Origin of the sequence: Chryseobacterium sp. GVT01B (genome assembly GCF_019970045.1) — a bacterium.
Lineage (GTDB): Bacteria > Bacteroidota > Bacteroidia > Flavobacteriales > Weeksellaceae > Chryseobacterium.
In genome coordinates, this window is record NZ_JAHXYI010000005.1 from 33,594 (window position 1) to 50,007 (window position 16,414).

Genomic DNA, 16,414 nt, shown 5'->3' on the forward strand with positions numbered 1-16,414 from the left:
TTTATGCAAATATCATCATCAGATTTTTCTTAAATCTTGACTGAACTCAAGATTTTTTAAGCCTTGACAAAGTTTCCGGTGACATTCTCAGGTAATTGGCAATGTATTTATTGGGAACTTCCTGAAATAGCTTCGGACTTCGTTTTAAAACTCTCTCAAAACGTTCTCCCGGAGCATTGATCAGCAAATCTTTTTCTCTTTCCAGCTGTTGCAATACAAGATCTTCAAGAATATTCATCCAAAATTTCATATGTTCTTCATCGGATTGTACAAACTCATAAAAATCTATTTTTGAAGCAATTTTCACAGTTGATTTTTTAATAGTCTGAATATATAAATCTGAGGGTTTTCCTGATAAAAAAGAGTCAAGACTGACAATAATATTTCCGATATATCCGAAACGGATAATTCTCTCTTCATTTTCGTCCATCATGAAAATCCGGACACTGCCGTTTTCAATAAAATAAATATTAGTATCTGTACTGCCCGAAATCTTAAGGAACTCATTCCGTTTGAATTCTTTCTTTTCCCAATGGATTCCGCTTTGAAGCAATTTTTCAACCATTTTATTTTATTATTTGCTTTTCCAAAGATAATAGGTAATTTTAATGTTTTAAAACACTAATCACTTATAATGCTCAAAAAAACAGCCCTTTTTATGCTGCTTTCTATTGGATTTTCCGGGATGAAAGCTCAGCAAACCATTCCTTTCCGGATCACAAAACACAATAATATCATTGTGAAAACCCTTGTCAACAAAAAGGATTCTCTGGATCTGATGTTTCAGATTGCGATGAAAGATTATTCAATTTCACCCGAACGAAAGCGGAAAGCAGATCATATTATTTTCAATAAAGAAGAAATTAGTGATCATAATACCGTAGAAATTGGAAAAATCATCCAGAAAAATGTACGCTTTTTTGATAATCAGTTAACAGGACATGAAGCTGACGGAAAAATCGGAACCGGAATTTTTGATGGTAAAGCATTTAAAATTGATTATGATAACAACCAATTTGTGATGTATGATAAAATGCCGGACCTGAAAGAGTACCAGCCTTTAAATATCATCTTAGATCATGACGGATTCTATCTTGCCGGAGATAATATTATTGATGGAGATCAACAGCAGGAAGCCTATTTTGTACTGCAATCAGGATTTTCCGGAGCGATTCTGTACAGTAATGAATTTGCTGAAGAAAAGCATCTTGACAAAAAGCTAAAAGTAACCGGAGAAAAAACGCTGAAAAATTCTGAAGGAAAAACTCTAACCACCAAACAGGCCATTCTTCCTTATTTTAAACTGGGAAAGAGTGTTTTCAAAGATATCCCGGCAGGATTTTTCTCAGGAGAACTTAAAACACAAAATGTAAGCTATCTGGGTGCCGATATGCTCCGCAGATTTATCTGGATTTTTGATGCCGAGAGGAAAATGGCTTATATAAAACCCAGCAAATACTTTTCAGAGCCTTACTACAAAATGAATTAGAATATGATAAACACCTTAAAACTAAGAAAAATCATGAAAACCAAAACTGCTGCAGCCCTTTTATTTTCCTCACTGGTTATTATAAGCTGTCAGAAAGAAGAAAAGAAAACAGTTACCACAGAAATAAAACCCGCGAATGATTCTATAAAAACAACAAAAACCGAAGAGAAAATAGATTATACCGATTTTAATATTTTCAGTTTATCTGTTATTTCATCCGCTGAAAAAGATTCTGATATGGATATTTTTATTTCTGTTTCAGATATCTACAAAGGAGAGCAACCTATTCCTGCAGACATTGTTAAAAATCATAAGCAGATGACTTATGAAGAACGCCAGCATTTTGAACTGGATGCTCCCAGCAGAAAAAAACTTCTCAACGGAGTTCATCTCACGGAAAAGGATTCGCTCTATATTTATGAGTATGGCTCTAATAAACTTCAAAAAATGCCGATAAGCCAATTAAAAGCAGTAGCTTATCTAAGTCCTTACACAGATAGTGAAGATTTAGATCCAGATTCTTATATGGTGGGCTTTCAGGTAGCTACTCACCAAAAAACCACAGAGTACGACCGATTTAATAATGCCGTCGCATATTTTGGAAGTACAAATCCTTTCGTAGAAAATAAAATGAAAGCAATCAAATGGCAAAAAGCAGGTGCCGATATTTCAAAAAAATATTTTTCTCATTCAAAATTAGTTCAGGGAAAAACCTATCAGTCACAGTATGAAAACCTGACCTATTATCTGCAGGATTATCTTGAAGAAGGAAATACTGTAGAACGCAAATTGGTAGTGATTAATGATGATAAGGAAAAGATTGCTGAGAAAACATTTTCTCTTGCAGGAAGTGATGGCGGAGAATTTCTTCCTTTGTACGGGATAGATGCTGATGAAGCTAATATTTTCCAATATACGGGTCATCTTTTTAAAGGAAAACCTCCTGTGATTTTTGGGTTCATAGCACAGTCTTTTGGTTGTCCTTCCATTAGTTTTTTAGATAAAACGGAGAAAGATTTCCCTATCAATTGCGATAACAGACATTAAAAAAGAGCTCTTGAAAATGAATATGTTTAGATTCTACCGGAATGATCAATTATACACTTAGTGTGTCCATTCCGTAGGAATCTATACCCTTAATATCAACACTCTAATCCATAAAACTCAATTCCAATCCCAAAAAAGCCTTAATTCTTTCCCAATGGCCAAATACAGCATCTGGATTCCTACGGAATGACAAACTGGGTGGATAATCTTTGAGAATAAATCTGCTCAATCAACAAAATCTGCGAGAAAAGATTCAATAGGAACGGGCTTTAGCCCGTTTTTTATTACATCAGCAATTCCATTGGCTTTAGCCAAAACCTAATTTTAAAATTAGTATATATAAAAAAGAAACTGTGTCAAAAGCCAAATTGTTTGACTTTTGGCACAGTTTCTTTTCAGTATATTATTTTTTAGGATAATATTGGTCTTTCAGGTTCGTAAAATAGTTTTCAGATTCTTTGAAACTGTTGCTTTTCATGAATTTGATGACTACATTCAGATAAGCTTCTGAAGGGGTAAACTCTGTACCCATTTTTTCGGAAAACTTTTTATAATCTTCTTCCAGCAGTATGGGATTTTTGGCAAGTTGTTTTATATCCGTTCTGAAACCTTTAAATATGAATTTTAATGCTTCATAATTTCCCGGATAGGAAACAGTTCCATGGGTTTCTCCTTCAAAAAAACTATGTTTATAGTTCAGAGATCCGTTTTTTTCTATGATTCCTTTAAACTCTTCAATGGCCTGAGTCATATCAGAATTCCAGTTTTTCTGCTGTTCTTCATTGTCTGCCTGAGAAACGTACAAAGATTTTTTTGCAGGAAACTTTTTATTCTTTTCCAGATACTCTTTTGTTCTGATGATGGTCACTTTATTATCCCACCATAAACTTGGATCGTTCGCAACATAAGCATTGAAATACTCCGGATGTAAAAGGAATGTATTGATGGCAAATAATCCCCCGAAAGAATGCCCAACCAATACAGAATAATCCTGAGTTCTGTAGTTTTTATTAATGAATGGTTTCAGCTCTTCCTGCATAAATTTCAAGAAGTTTTCGCCTCCGCCACTGTCGGCAAAAAGTATGATATCCGGATTTACAGGGCTTTTCTTCTGAGCTTTTGTGGGAGTAAGATCTCTTGTCCTTTCGGTATTTTTAATTCCCACAACAATACATTCGGGAATATCAGCATAAGGAGTTCTGGCAATAAAATCCGTTAATCCTGTATAATATTCAAAATTGATTTCTCCGTCTAAAAGATAGATTACCGGATATTTGGCGGGACTTATGGCATTGTCATTATAGGTTTTAGGCAAGTGAACCCAGATTTCCCTGTTTTCATTTAAAATTTTTGAAAATATAGTTTGCTTCTCTCCTATTGTCAGTTTTTCCTGGGCTTTTCCAGGTGCGAATACTAAAAGTAATGAGAGTGTGATAATTTTAAACCAGTTGTTCATGGTGTGAATCTTTTCTGTGTTGATGAATATTTTTAATTTCTTTATTCTTTTTGGGTGATTTGTTTCTTCGGCCCCACCAGATCAGGAATCCCGTAATCGGGAGACTGGTACAGATAATTCCGATGATGAAGGTGAATATTTTACCGAACATCCCACCCCAATAGCCTACATGAAGATCAAAATTCATGTGTTCAATTACTTCATGCATCTGAACTTCTTTAGGATAATCAATTTCTTTTCCGGTGTATTTATTTGTTTCCATACTCTTCCCGTTGACAAGGCTTTTTAGCCCGATAAACTGAGCTGCAACCACATGATACACTGTTGCTGAATCATTTCTTGGAAGACTCATCCTGAACTGTTTTGCATTGGGAAATTCTTTGAATTTTTTGTCAACGAAATCAGCATAAGACAAGGCTTTTTTCTCAGGATCAAATTTAGGTTCATATTTTTCTGCAATAGTATGGGCATCTACTGCTCCGCCGAAAGCCTGCTGGGTAAGATTGGTTAAAACTTCATAGGCCATAATGAGTCCCGTAATGGTAATAAACACTGCCGGAAGCAATGAATAAAAACCAAAGACATTATGAAAATCGTAGTTTTTTCTGCGCCATTTTGTTCCGGATTTGATTTTAAAAGCTGTTGTTCTTGTTGTTTTGTTCCATTTTTTTGGCCACCAGAGAATCAATCCGCCGATGAGCTGAACAAAAAATATGATAGAAGCAATTCCAACCACCGTTTTCCCGAAGTTTCCTGCCAACAACTGCGCATGAATATGGGCTACAATATAGAAAAACTCATAACTTTTTGTAGAACCGATTACTTTTCCGGTATAAGGATCAAGATAATGATAAGCAAATACACCACGGGGACCACGGCCTTTTTTCTTTGGTTTTTCTGCTTTGTCCGCACTTTTATCTTTAGGTGGCTTCGTTGCTGAAGCTACTCTGAAACTTCTGCCAGCATCTTTGTAAGTATCAAAATAGAACGCTTTTCTGTCCGGAACCTGTTGATGAAACTGTACAAGCAACGCTTCAGGTGTCATCTTTTTAGTATGAGCCGGAGCATTAACGTATTTAGCACTTCCGCCGCACAGATCAATGATTTCATCACAAAAGACAAATACAGTCCCTGAAAGAGTAACTGTAAGCACAATAATCCCGGAAACCAGTCCGAGCCAGAGATGCAGCCATCCGGTGATCTTTTTGGTAAGGGATTTTCCCTGCTTTTTTTTAGGATTAATTTTTTTGTTTTCCATATCTGTTTTCATCATTCAAAAATGTAATAGTTGAAAATGCAAAGGCGCAACAAGGTGATAATAATGGCATGTTTGAAAAGTGAAAAGAGTTATTCCTGCTGCCATTTACTTTAGCATATTTGAGGGCATCAGAAACAGTTGTTTACTATCAATGAAAGCGTTACACCTTTGCGGTTTTCATCCTTATATTTTCGAGATTATTTTTTGTTTTTCAGGTTTTAAAATTTAAATGCAAAATTGGCAAGGATTTCTCTTGGCTTCTGTGGCTGTCCGTAGAAGTTCCAGTAGTTTTCATTCAAAGCATTATTCATTTTCAAACCGATTCTGTATTTTTTCTTGTCATAGAAAACCGTAGCCCCCACTGTAGTATAAGAAGGAGCGAGGAAATGATTGGTAATATTGATATAGGTTTGATCCACAAAATTGAATCCAGCTCCGAAACCAAGACCTTCATACGCTCCATCCACAATCTTGTAACTTGTCCATAAATTAGCTACATGTTTTGGTGTCCAGGCGATTCTTTTTCCGCTGTCTTTGCTTCGGTCATCATATTTATTATCGTTATATCCATATCCGGCAACGATATTCCATCCTTTGAAAGGATTGGCGATAATCCCTATTTCCAGTCCCTGGCTTTTGATATTTCCATCCTGAATGCTTCCTATTCCGCCCGGATCTGCTACAAGACGGTTTTTAACATTAATATTATAATAGCTCACCGTTGTCAATAATTTTTTATGGAAAAGATCCACTTTAAAGCCCGTTTCAACCTGATTTCCCTGTTCCGGATCCCATTTTGTCAATACACCGACTTCATTCAATGACGGAGCATAGTTTTTAAATCCATTTACGTAATTGGCAAAAAATGAAATCTGATCTTTTACAATTTCATACACCAATCCGAATTTTGGAGAAAACTGGGTCTGGCTGTATCCCGTAACTTTATTTTCAGGATATCCGTTTTTCGTAGAAATCTCTACCCCATTTATAACCGTATCATCATTTTTGTAGCTGTCTACTCTCAAACTTGCCATTACCAGTAAATTGTCTGTGATATTCAAAACATTGGAGATATAACCGCTGATCGTTCTGAATGTTGTAATATCAGATTCTGTAGATTTTCTTTCCTTATTCATGAATTTATTTCTTGAAATAGGATCCCAAGCGGAAGAGCTGTCAAGGCTAACTTTATCGTATGGCATGAAAACATTGCTGTATCCGTTAGCTTCATAGTAAGGGAACTGATATTTTGTTCTTTGCTGGAAATAATCTATTCCTACTACCAGGCGGTTTCTTAAGCCTCCTATTTTAAAATCTCCTGTAAAATTCTGCTGGATATTGTCTGTGGTCACTTTAAAGCTGTCAAAAGGACGAATCATTCTTTCAACCTGATTATTATTCAGATATCTGAGTACTAAAAATATAGATTCATTTTCATTGGCTTCTCCTCTCTGGTAAGACGTTCTTGAAGTCCATTGGTCATTGAATTTATGGGTTACTTCAGCCATCGTTACAAAATTGGTTCTTTTGGAACCGATATCATTGCTTGTAAATGCTCTTTTATAAGCTACTTCCAGGTCCTTCATCGAGTGTAAGGTCAGTTTTTCTGAGTTTCTTACATAAGCATTTAATGTTTTATCCGGAGCATGAAACTCGGTATCAAGTGTTACTGTGGTTTTGTCACTTACTTTATATAAAACACTTCCAGAGAAGAACAATCCTTTGTTGTAACCGGCATCCTGGAATGAATCCTGAGAATAAGCTGCCACATTGAATCTTGCCAATGCTGTTTTTTCTTTATTCAAAGGGGTGTTTACATCTGCCGTGATCCTGTTCATTCCCCAGCTTCCGGTAGTATAATTGATAATTCCTCCGAAGTTTTCCTGTGGTTTTTTTGTAACGATATTCACCACTCCACCATAGTTGGCTAATGTTCCTCCAAATAAGGTTCCGGACGGTCCTTTAATTACTTCTACTCTTTCAATATTAGCGATTTCGGACTGTACTCTTGGATTTTGAGTCAATCCGTTTCTGAAACTTGCATTGGAACTGAATCCTCTCATGAAAATATCATTCCCGCTGTCGTTTACACTGTTACTTACCACTACTCCAGGCGCAGAAGCCATTGCTGTGTTAAAGTCCATTGCCCCCATTTCACTGATGATTTCTTTGGGAACAAGGTTGTAAACAGTAGGGTTTTCAAGGTTTTCAAGAGGAAGTCTTGCGATGGATTCCGATTTTTTGGTTCTGTAATTATGAGTTCCCTGGAGGGATACGGATTGGATTTCAGCCACTTTAATGGTATCTGTTTCCTGGGCACTCAGCATCGTTACGGCTAATAAAGCTGCAGAAATAATTGTTTTTTTCATGTTTATAATTAAGTTAGTTCTACAAAATTATTTATTTTTATTAATTCTAAATAAAAATATGACACATGTCATAAAAATAATTTCTCTGAAACAGTCACCAACAAAGGGATTTAATGAAAATAAAAAAGCAGATAACTTCTGATTTATCTTATATGAGACTTAAATTTTCGTATATTAATAAGGTCTAATAAATTCAATTATTGATTATAATCTTCAAATATGAATCGTAATATCCAAGAAATCATTCAGCTCTTTCTTCAGTTTCTCTCGGAAAGAAATCTAAAAGAATTAACTAATCTATTTTCTGATACTATAGACTGGTATATCCCTGGGGATGAAGAAAAAGCACCCTGGCTAGGCATAAGAAATAATAGGCAGGAAGTATCCGATTCTTTTGAACTTTTATGGAAAAATACAGAACCCATTTCTGCTAAAATCGAAAATATTTTCAACGATGATGAAAATGCGGTTATCACGGGAGAATTTGTAACGAGAATGCTTGCAACAGGTCGTATTGTAGAGTCTTTATTCTGTATTCAGATGCGTATTCAAAATAATAAAATTACGCGCTACAGACTGCTGGAAGACAGTTTGGCTGTTTCAAAGGCTTTGGATAAGTAGTTAAGGACTATTATTGATAGTAAATGAGATTCTTCCTTCGTCAGAATGACAAAAGTCGAATAATTCGACTTTTGAGATAGCTCTTTTATATAATTTCTCTTATGATCTAAAATTATCTTTTCTATATCACGGCAGCAGCCATCATCGACATGTAATAATTAGCACAATGCAAGGCATTAATTAAAACAATCTCTTTATCGGGAAACATTTCAAAGGCATCAGATGTTGTAATCTGATATTCATAATTCATGGAGGTCCATTTTAAATGCGGCTTGATAATCATAAGTTCAACTCCTTCCTGATCGGTAAGGACAAATGATTCTTTAAAAATACCTCTGTGTTTAAAGAGATAACCGTTTTTCACGCCATCAAAATAGGTCTGTACCACGATTTCACCATTCCAGTTCATCCTGAATTTTAAAAGGACTCTTTCATGGTCTTTCAGCTCAATGGTAGTTCCCCAAAAACCTTTTGGCTCCACCTGATAGGTCTGACCCTCAGCAATTTCAATGACAGCATTAAATTTAAACCAGCTTGTATAAGTAAGTTTCCCAATTAATTTTTCTTCTTTTGTGACTTCAAAAGATAAAGAATTGCTTGATTTTGCGTAATATTCTGCCATGGTTATATTTTGATTTGGTGGAATTCTTATTAGTTTTTAAATAATAATAACAGCTTGAATTTTAACGCTCTAATTTATAAATAATTCGGTAAACATCATGTATTTTTAAGCTGATTCGATAAAAACGTTTGATAATTAATTATATTAATCTTCTTTGCTTTGATGTTCTGCAGTGAACTCAATTTCTTTTTTCAATTGCCCCGACATAATCATTCCAATAATAAATCCAGTCATTAATCCACCAATGTGAGCCGCATTATCAATCCCTCCTGTGAACCCCATAAGCAAGTTAAAACCAACAAAAACAATTGTACTGATTAAAAAAGCTTTATTAAAATCCGCAGGAAATACTTTAAAAAGCATACAAGCAAGAAAAAAACCATATAAACCAAAAATTGCTCCAGAGGCACCAACGCTTACCGTTGCATCATACCACAAAATACTTGTAAAACTAGCCATAATGCCTGTTATTAAATATATTAACAAGTATTTTCCTCTACCCAATAAAGGTTCAAGGAAAATTCCGACAAATAATAGTCCAACCATATTTGCGAAAATATGCATTAATCCTCCGTGCAGAAATGTATTTGTCAGCAATCGCCACCACTGATTATCAGTGGTCAATGGTTTAAAATTAGCTCCCCAATTTAACAAGTCATCACTTTTAAAAGAAACTAATCCTAGTCCTGAAAAAACCATTAATATGTAAACTAGTAGATTTAAATCAAATAAAATAGGAGTTATAAAAAATCCTTCTTTTGGAATAAATATATCAAGGATCTCCTTTAAGTCTGAATCTATTCTCGTAACACCTTTTTTCTTAAAATTTTCTAATTTATTTTTATTAAATTTAGGAAACAACAATAAGAGAAAATAAACAAGGGCACCTATTGCAAAAGAACCTAATACCCAAGAAAATTTATTTCCATTTCGTGTTTCAAATGGTTCTGTTCTTGCTTCAAAAATTATATTATCGTGAGATAAATTTTGTTCTATTTTTTCAAGAGCTTTATTATATTCATCATGATCCTCTGTATTTCCAATAGTTTCTAAATAAGTGAATTTATGAAAATCTGTATTTTCAAATTCTTTCTGTGAACGTTCTGCCAATAGCTTATACTTTTCTTTTTTCTTTTCATCAGAAAGGTTATTGCTTATTTGCTCTGAGTAGAGTTTTCCTAACCAATATTTGGGGGTTTTATTAATCGTATCAGAAACACTTTCTAAGATTGGCATTGTAACATAAATAAGCATATTAAAACGTTCGTTATTTCTTCCTGTAGTAGAAACCGTATTTTGTATTGCAATATGATGCTTATCTATATAATAATTTTTAAGAGTATAATATTTTGTATTGTCTGTTTTAGAAAGTTCTGAAATGACATTCAGATTCGTCAGCTTTCCTGTAGCAGCTGCTAAATATTTTTGAGCAATAATTGTCGGAATAGCGATAGCTATACAAGCTAAGAACTGATAAACAAAAGAAGAGTTCTCATTCTTAAATTTCAACAATTTGATCCTTGGTTGAAGCCAAATCAAAATTGGGATAAAAGGCAACCCAAAGGGTAGCCAAAACTCAACAATATCTTCTTTCAATGGGATACCTATTTTTATAAAAAGTAACCAATTCAGAAAGGTATATACTAAAATAAAGCCTAATGCAATTAATAAAAATGGTTTGTAAATAAATTGTAGTTTATCTTTCATTCTGTTTTTCAATATTTCTGACTGTCCTCAATTTTTCTCTTGTTGGGTTTGTCTTTATCATTATGTTCAGCTATCAGATCCCTTTAGCTTTGTCCAGCTTCTAACCGTTCTAATAACTAGATTTCAAAGTTACTTATTTCTTAAAAATTTAAAAATAAAAACCCTCATAGATTTCTTAAATCTATGAGGGTTACCATATTTATTTTGTTCGAAATTACATCGTCTCCATTTTGAAGCTCATGCTTTCGATTACTTTTAGGATTGCTTCTACTGTATCCATTGAAGTTAAACAAGGAACACCGTTTTCCACACTCATTCTTCTGATCTGGAATCCGTCTCTTTCTGCCTGCTTACCTTTTGTAGTGGTATTTACAACATACTGAACTTTTCCTTTCTGAATCAGGTCGATAAGGTTTACACTTTCTTCACCGATTTTGTATCCGATTTTGCAAGGGATTCCTTTTTCTTCAAAGAACTTCGCAGTACCTTCTGTAGCCCAGATTCTGAATCCTACTTCATGGAATCTTGCTGCAAGAGCTGCTGCTTCATCTTTGTGTTTATCTGCTACTGTGAACAGGATAGAACCGTGCATAGGAACTTTTCTTCCTGCTGCTACCAATCCTTTGTAAAGTGCTTTTTCAAGAGTTGTATCTTTCCCCATAACCTCTCCTGTAGACTTCATTTCAGGGCCTAAAGAGATATCAACTTTCGTTAGTTTAGAGAAAGAAAACACTGGTACTTTCACAAATACCCCTTCTTTATTTGGAACCAATCCGTTTTTGTATCCTAAATCTTTCAGCTTTTGTCCTAAGATTGCCTTTGTTGCAAGGTTAGCCATCGGAACTTCTGTGATTTTAGATAAGAAAGGAACTGTTCTTGAAGAACGAGGGTTTACTTCGATTACATATACATTTCCTTCAAAAAGAACGTATTGGATGTTCATTAATCCGATAACCTTTAATCCTTTTGCCAGTCTTTGTGTGTAGTCTACCAAAGTATCAATTTCGCTCTGAGAGATATTTTGCGGCGGATATACTGCAATAGAGTCTCCGGAGTGAACTCCTGCTCTTTCGATGTGCTCCATAATTCCCGGAATCACTACTGTTTCTCCGTCGCAGATGGCATCTACTTCGATCTCTTTTCCTACCATGTATTTGTCAACCAAAACTGGGTGCTCAGGGCTCGCTTCTACTGCATGTTCCATATAGTAAGCCAGTTCTGCTTCTGCATATACAATTTCCATTGCTCTACCTCCAAGAACGTAGCTCGGACGCACCAATACCGGGTAACCGATTTCGTTAGCAATTTTTATAGCTTCTTCTTTAGAAGTTGAAGTTCTTCCTTTTGGCTGAGGAATTCCAAGCTCCTGAAGTGCTTTCTCAAATTTATCTCTGTTTTCAGCTCTGTCAAGGTCTTCCAGTGAAGTTCCTAAGATCTGTACTCCGTGAGATGCTAATTTATCTGCAAGGTTAATTGCAGTCTGCCCTCCGAACTGTACCACTACTCCTTTAGGTTTTTCAAGCTCGATGATGTTCATTACATCTTCTTCTGTAAGCGGCTCGAAGTATAGTTTATCTGAGATTGAGAAGTCTGTAGAAACTGTTTCAGGGTTGTTGTTGATGATAATCGCTTCGTACCCCATTTCTTTGATCGCCCATACTGAGTGAACAGTAGCGTAGTCAAACTCAACTCCCTGCCCGATTCTGATAGGTCCGGAACCTAGTACGATAATTTTTTCTTTGTCTGAAACAACACTTTCGTTCTCTTCTTCGTAAGTTCCGTAGAAATAAGGCGTTTCACTTTCAAACTCAGCAGCACAAGTGTCTACCATTTTGTAAACCGGCATTACTCCGTTTTCTTTTCTGAAGTTGAAAACCTCACGTTCTTTTACATCCCAAAGAACTGCGATATTGATATCTGCGAAACCTAATCTCTTCGCTTCAATCAATGTCTCTTTATCAAATTTGTTGGCAGCGATTACTTTTTCGAAGTCAACTAACTTTTTCAGTTTCCAGATGAAGAACTTGTCGATTTTACTCCATTCTACAATCTGTTCCCAGTCGTATCCTCTTCTTAAAGCATCTCCGATGATGAATAGTCTCTCATCATCACACACTCTGATTCTTCTTTCGATTTCCTCAGCAGTAAGTGCCTCAGCTTGTTTTGTTTTTAATCCTAAATGCTTGATTCCGGTTTCTAATGAACGGATAGCTTTCTGTAAAGACTCTTCAAGGTTTCTTCCGATAGCCATTACTTCACCAGTAGCTTTCATCTGAGTAGAAAGTCTTCTGTCTGCCGTTTCAAATTTATCGAATGGGAATCTTGGGAATTTTGTTACCACATAGTCAAGAGCCGGCTCAAAACATGCGTATGTTTTTCCAGTTACCGGGTTCATGATTTCATCAAGTGTCAATCCTACAGCGATTTTTGCCGCGATTTTTGCAATCGGGTATCCTGTTGCTTTACTTGCTAAAGCTGATGAACGCGATACTCTAGGGTTTACCTCGATGATATAGTATTCAAAAGAGTGTGGATCCAAAGCAAGCTGTACGTTACATCCTCCTTCGATACCTAATGCTCTGATGATTTTTAAAGAAGCATTTCTCAATAACTGATACTCTCTGTCTGAAAGGGTCTGAGAAGGAGCTACTACGATAGAGTCTCCTGTATGAACTCCTACCGGATCAATATTTTCCATGTTACAAACCACAATGGCGTTGTCGTTTGCATCACGCATTACTTCATATTCAATTTCTTTGAAACCAGCGATTGATTTTTCAATCAAACATTGTGTAACCGGGCTGTGCTTTAATCCTAATTCGGCAATTTCTTTCAATTCTACCTCGTTGGAAGCAATACCACCTCCTGTTCCTCCCATTGTAAAGGCAGGACGAACAATTACAGGATATCCGATTTCATCTGCAAAAGCAAGTGCTCCTTCTACCGTATTTACGATATCAGATTCCGGAACCGGCTCATTCAATTCTCTCATCAACTCACGGAAAAGGTCTCTGTCTTCTGCTCTGTTGATGGCAGAAAGTTTAGTTCCCAATACTTCCACTTTGCATTCTTCAAGAATTCCTGATTTTTCCAGTTCTACCGCCATGTTCAGTCCTGTCTGGCCTCCCAATGTTGGTAATAATGCATCCGGACGTTCTTTTCTGATGATGTGGCTTACAAACTGTAATGAAATCGGCTCGATATATACTTTATCTGCGATTTCCACATCCGTCATGATCGTTGCAGGGTTTGAGTTAATCAAAATTACCTTGTAGCCTTCTTCTTTTAAAGACAGACAAGCCTGCGTTCCTGCGTAATCAAATTCAGCTGCCTGACCAATGATGATAGGTCCTGAACCGATTACTAAAATTGTTTTTATATCTGTACGTTTTGCCATTTTTCTTTTTTAATTGGGGTTAAGAATCAAATTCTTAAACTTCGTATTTTTTTACTTTTATAAGACTTGCGGTTGTATTTTGTCATTCCGAGGAATCGAGGAATCTAATTTTATTGTAGAGATTCTTCACTTCGCTATTGCTTCGTTCTGAATGACAAAAAGCAGTCTTATTTCTTAAAGTCTTCCATCATTTGAATGAACTCATCAAACAGGTAGTTTGCATCTTCAGGGCCCGGGCTCGCTTCAGGGTGATACTGAACTGAGAAACATGGGTGGATTTTGTGTTTTAATCCTTCGTTGGTTCTGTCATTCAATGCGATGTGCGTTTCGATAAGGTCTGTTCCTTTTAAGCTTTCCTGATCTACCGCATATCCGTGGTTCTGAGAAGTAATGGCTACTGTATTTTTCTCTAAATCCAATACCGGGTGGTTTCCTCCTCTGTGCCCGAATTTCAGCTTGAAAGTTTTTGCTCCGCAAGCAAGACCGATCAATTGGTGTCCTAAACAGATTCCGAAGATTGGAACTTTTCCTAATAATCCTCTGATCATATCTAAAGCATGTGGTACATCTTCAGGGTCACCAGGACCGTTTGACAACATAATTCCATCTGGGTTCATCAACAGGATTTCTTCTGCTGTAGTATCCTGAGAAACTACGATGATATCACAGTTTCTTTGAGATAGCTCTCTGATAATACCCAGTTTTGCACCGAAGTCTACCAATACTACTTTGAAACCTCTGTTCGGGTTAGCATAAGGCGTTTTTGTTGAAACCTCTTCTACCTGATTGGTTGGGAAGTTTGTTGATTTCAATTCAGAAGCTACAGCAGCTTCATCAGCGTCAGCATTTACAATTTTCCCTTTTACAACTCCATAGTTACGAAGAATTCTTGTCAGTCTTCTTGTATCAATTCCTGAAATTCCTGAAAGGTTTTTCTTTTTAAATAGTTCATCTAAAGTAATCTGAGTACGGAAATTGGAAGGAAGATCGCAAAGTTCTTTTACGATAAGCCCTTTGATTGCCGGCTCAATACTTTCATAATCATCACGGTTAATACCATAATTTCCGATAAGCGGATAGGTCATACAAACAATCTGACCGCAATACGACGGATCAGAAATCAATTCCTGATACCCTGTCATTCCGGTATTGAAAACTACTTCCCCTGCAGTTTCCAATTCTGCTCCGAAACCTTCTCCATGAAACACTTCACCGGACTCCAGTATTAATTTTTTCTTCATTTTAAACTTTTATCTCTTATTATTTATTTATATGTCATTAACAGGCCGCCCCTACGGGACTCATTAACTTTTAACTTCTTACTTTTACCCTGGCTCTTACTTAAAGGTATACCCTTTACTTTCCAACGCTTCTTTTAAAATGGCCATTCTTGCGAATACTCCGTTTTGCATTTGTTTGAAGATTCTTGATCTCTTGCATTCCACAAGGTCTGAATCTATTTCCACTCCTCTGTTGATGGGAGCCGGGTGCATGATGATTGCTTCTTTTTTCATCGACTGCTCTCTTTCTTTAGTCAAACCATATCTTTTATGGTATTCTGAAGCAGTAAAACTCATGGCAGAATCGTGTCTTTCGTGTTGGATTCTTAATAGCATTAAAACATCCACTTCACCGATCAGCTCATCTACCGACATATAAGTTCCGTTGATTAAAGCTCCTTCGTCAAACCATTGTTCCGGTCCTGAGAAGTATACTTTAGCGCCTAATCTCCTTAAAGCCTCCGCATTTGAGTTCGCTACACGGCTGTGTTTTACATCGCCTACAATTCCTACTTTCAATCCTTCAAACTTTCCGAATTCCTGATAAATGGTCAGTAAATCCAGCATACATTGTGAAGGGTGGTTTCCTGTTCCATCTCCTCCGTTGATTACAGGAATGCTGATATTCTTTAATTCCTCGAAGTATCTGTCTTTCTTATCGCGGATTACCACCAGGTTTACTCCTATACTTTCAATGGTCTTTACTGTATCATAAAGACTTTCGCCTTTGTTTACCGAACTGTGTGATGCATCAAACGGAACTACCTGAAGTCCCAGTTTTCTTTCTGCAAGATCAAAACTTGTTTTCGTTCTTGTACTGTCTTCGAAGAAAAGGTTTGAGCAAAAAACTTCTCCTTCAATTTTAGCAGTTTTACCGTTCGCAAAAGCCATCGCTTCTGTCAGTATACTGTTGATTCTCTCGGTGCTTAGTTCTGTAATCGTAAACATAATTCTTATTTTTGGGCATAAAAAAAGCGAAGACAACAATCTTCGCTAATAACAATAAATATCGTAAAGGGCGCTTTCGCCCGGTAAATCTAATGATATAAATGCTTTTTTATTCATTAGGTGCAAAGATACAACAATTTTACGAACCTACAAAAACAAAGTTTAAAATAAATTAAAAACCTCAGTATTTCCTTATTCTCATTTAAAATTAATATTTTTG

General features: G+C 36.0%; 12 protein-coding genes. 3 read left to right on the forward strand and 9 right to left on the reverse strand.

The features are described 5' to 3' along the window. Window positions 1-46: 46 nt before the first annotated feature. Complete coding sequence (locus LC457_RS12600; RefSeq protein WP_223600143.1) at window positions 47-565, reverse strand: Crp/Fnr family transcriptional regulator; 519 nt, start codon at window positions 563-565, stop codon at window positions 47-49. A 69-nt stretch (window positions 566-634) separates the two neighbouring features. On the opposite strand from LC457_RS12600, the gene LC457_RS12605 reads away from it, so the two are divergent. Continuing rightward, window positions 635-1,489 (forward strand): hypothetical protein, encoded by an 855-nt coding sequence (locus LC457_RS12605; RefSeq protein WP_223600144.1) that lies wholly within the window; start codon window positions 635-637, stop codon window positions 1,487-1,489. Window positions 1,490-1,522: 33 nt separating this feature from the next. Then, on the forward strand, window positions 1,523-2,536 hold the full coding sequence (locus LC457_RS12610; protein WP_223600145.1) for a hypothetical protein: 1,014 nt from the start codon (window positions 1,523-1,525) through the stop codon (window positions 2,534-2,536). 403 nt (window positions 2,537-2,939) lie between these two features. Here the strand turns inward: LC457_RS12610 and LC457_RS12615 are convergent, their stop codons facing one another. The 3 genes from LC457_RS12615 to LC457_RS12625 form a co-directional block, all read right to left on the reverse strand. Then, window positions 2,940-3,992, reverse strand: coding sequence for an alpha/beta hydrolase (locus LC457_RS12615; RefSeq protein WP_223600146.1), 1,053 nt, complete (start codon window positions 3,990-3,992; stop codon window positions 2,940-2,942). Beyond that, window positions 3,976-5,250, reverse strand: a complete 1,275-nt coding sequence (locus LC457_RS12620) for a PepSY domain-containing protein (protein WP_223600147.1) — start codon at window positions 5,248-5,250, stop codon at window positions 3,976-3,978. The genes LC457_RS12615 and LC457_RS12620 overlap by 17 nt, the downstream gene beginning before the upstream one ends. Window positions 5,251-5,468: 218 nt before the next feature. Further along, a complete protein-coding gene (locus LC457_RS12625; protein WP_223600148.1) occupies window positions 5,469-7,619 on the reverse strand; it encodes a TonB-dependent siderophore receptor in 2,151 nt (716 codons plus the stop codon). Between the two features lie 219 nt (window positions 7,620-7,838). On the opposite strand from LC457_RS12625, the gene LC457_RS12630 reads away from it, so the two are divergent. Then, on the forward strand, window positions 7,839-8,240 hold the full coding sequence (locus tag LC457_RS12630) for a nuclear transport factor 2 family protein (protein WP_223600150.1): 402 nt from the start codon (window positions 7,839-7,841) through the stop codon (window positions 8,238-8,240). Window positions 8,241-8,361: 121 nt separating this feature from the next. Here the strand turns inward: LC457_RS12630 and LC457_RS12635 are convergent, their stop codons facing one another. From LC457_RS12635 to LC457_RS12655, 5 genes are all read right to left on the reverse strand, one after another. Further along, window positions 8,362-8,862, reverse strand: coding sequence for a hypothetical protein (locus LC457_RS12635; protein ID WP_223600151.1), 501 nt, complete (start codon window positions 8,860-8,862; stop codon window positions 8,362-8,364). 144 nt (window positions 8,863-9,006) lie between these two features. Further along, window positions 9,007-10,569: a rhomboid family intramembrane serine protease gene (locus tag LC457_RS12640; RefSeq protein WP_223600152.1), complete on the reverse strand. Its 1,563-nt coding sequence runs from the start codon at window positions 10,567-10,569 to the stop codon at window positions 9,007-9,009. Between the two features lie 214 nt (window positions 10,570-10,783). Continuing rightward, complete coding sequence (gene carB, locus LC457_RS12645) at window positions 10,784-13,966, reverse strand: carbamoyl-phosphate synthase large subunit (RefSeq protein ID WP_223600153.1); 3,183 nt, start codon at window positions 13,964-13,966, stop codon at window positions 10,784-10,786. A 167-nt stretch (window positions 13,967-14,133) separates the two neighbouring features. After that, complete coding sequence (locus tag LC457_RS12650; RefSeq protein WP_047383633.1) at window positions 14,134-15,207, reverse strand: carbamoyl phosphate synthase small subunit; 1,074 nt, start codon at window positions 15,205-15,207, stop codon at window positions 14,134-14,136. Window positions 15,208-15,303: 96 nt separating this feature from the next. Next, window positions 15,304-16,194 carry an aspartate carbamoyltransferase catalytic subunit gene (locus LC457_RS12655; RefSeq protein ID WP_262904073.1) on the reverse strand — a complete coding sequence of 297 codons (891 nt, stop codon included), beginning with the start codon at window positions 16,192-16,194 and terminating at the stop codon, window positions 15,304-15,306. Window positions 16,195-16,414: the final 220 nt, after the last annotated feature.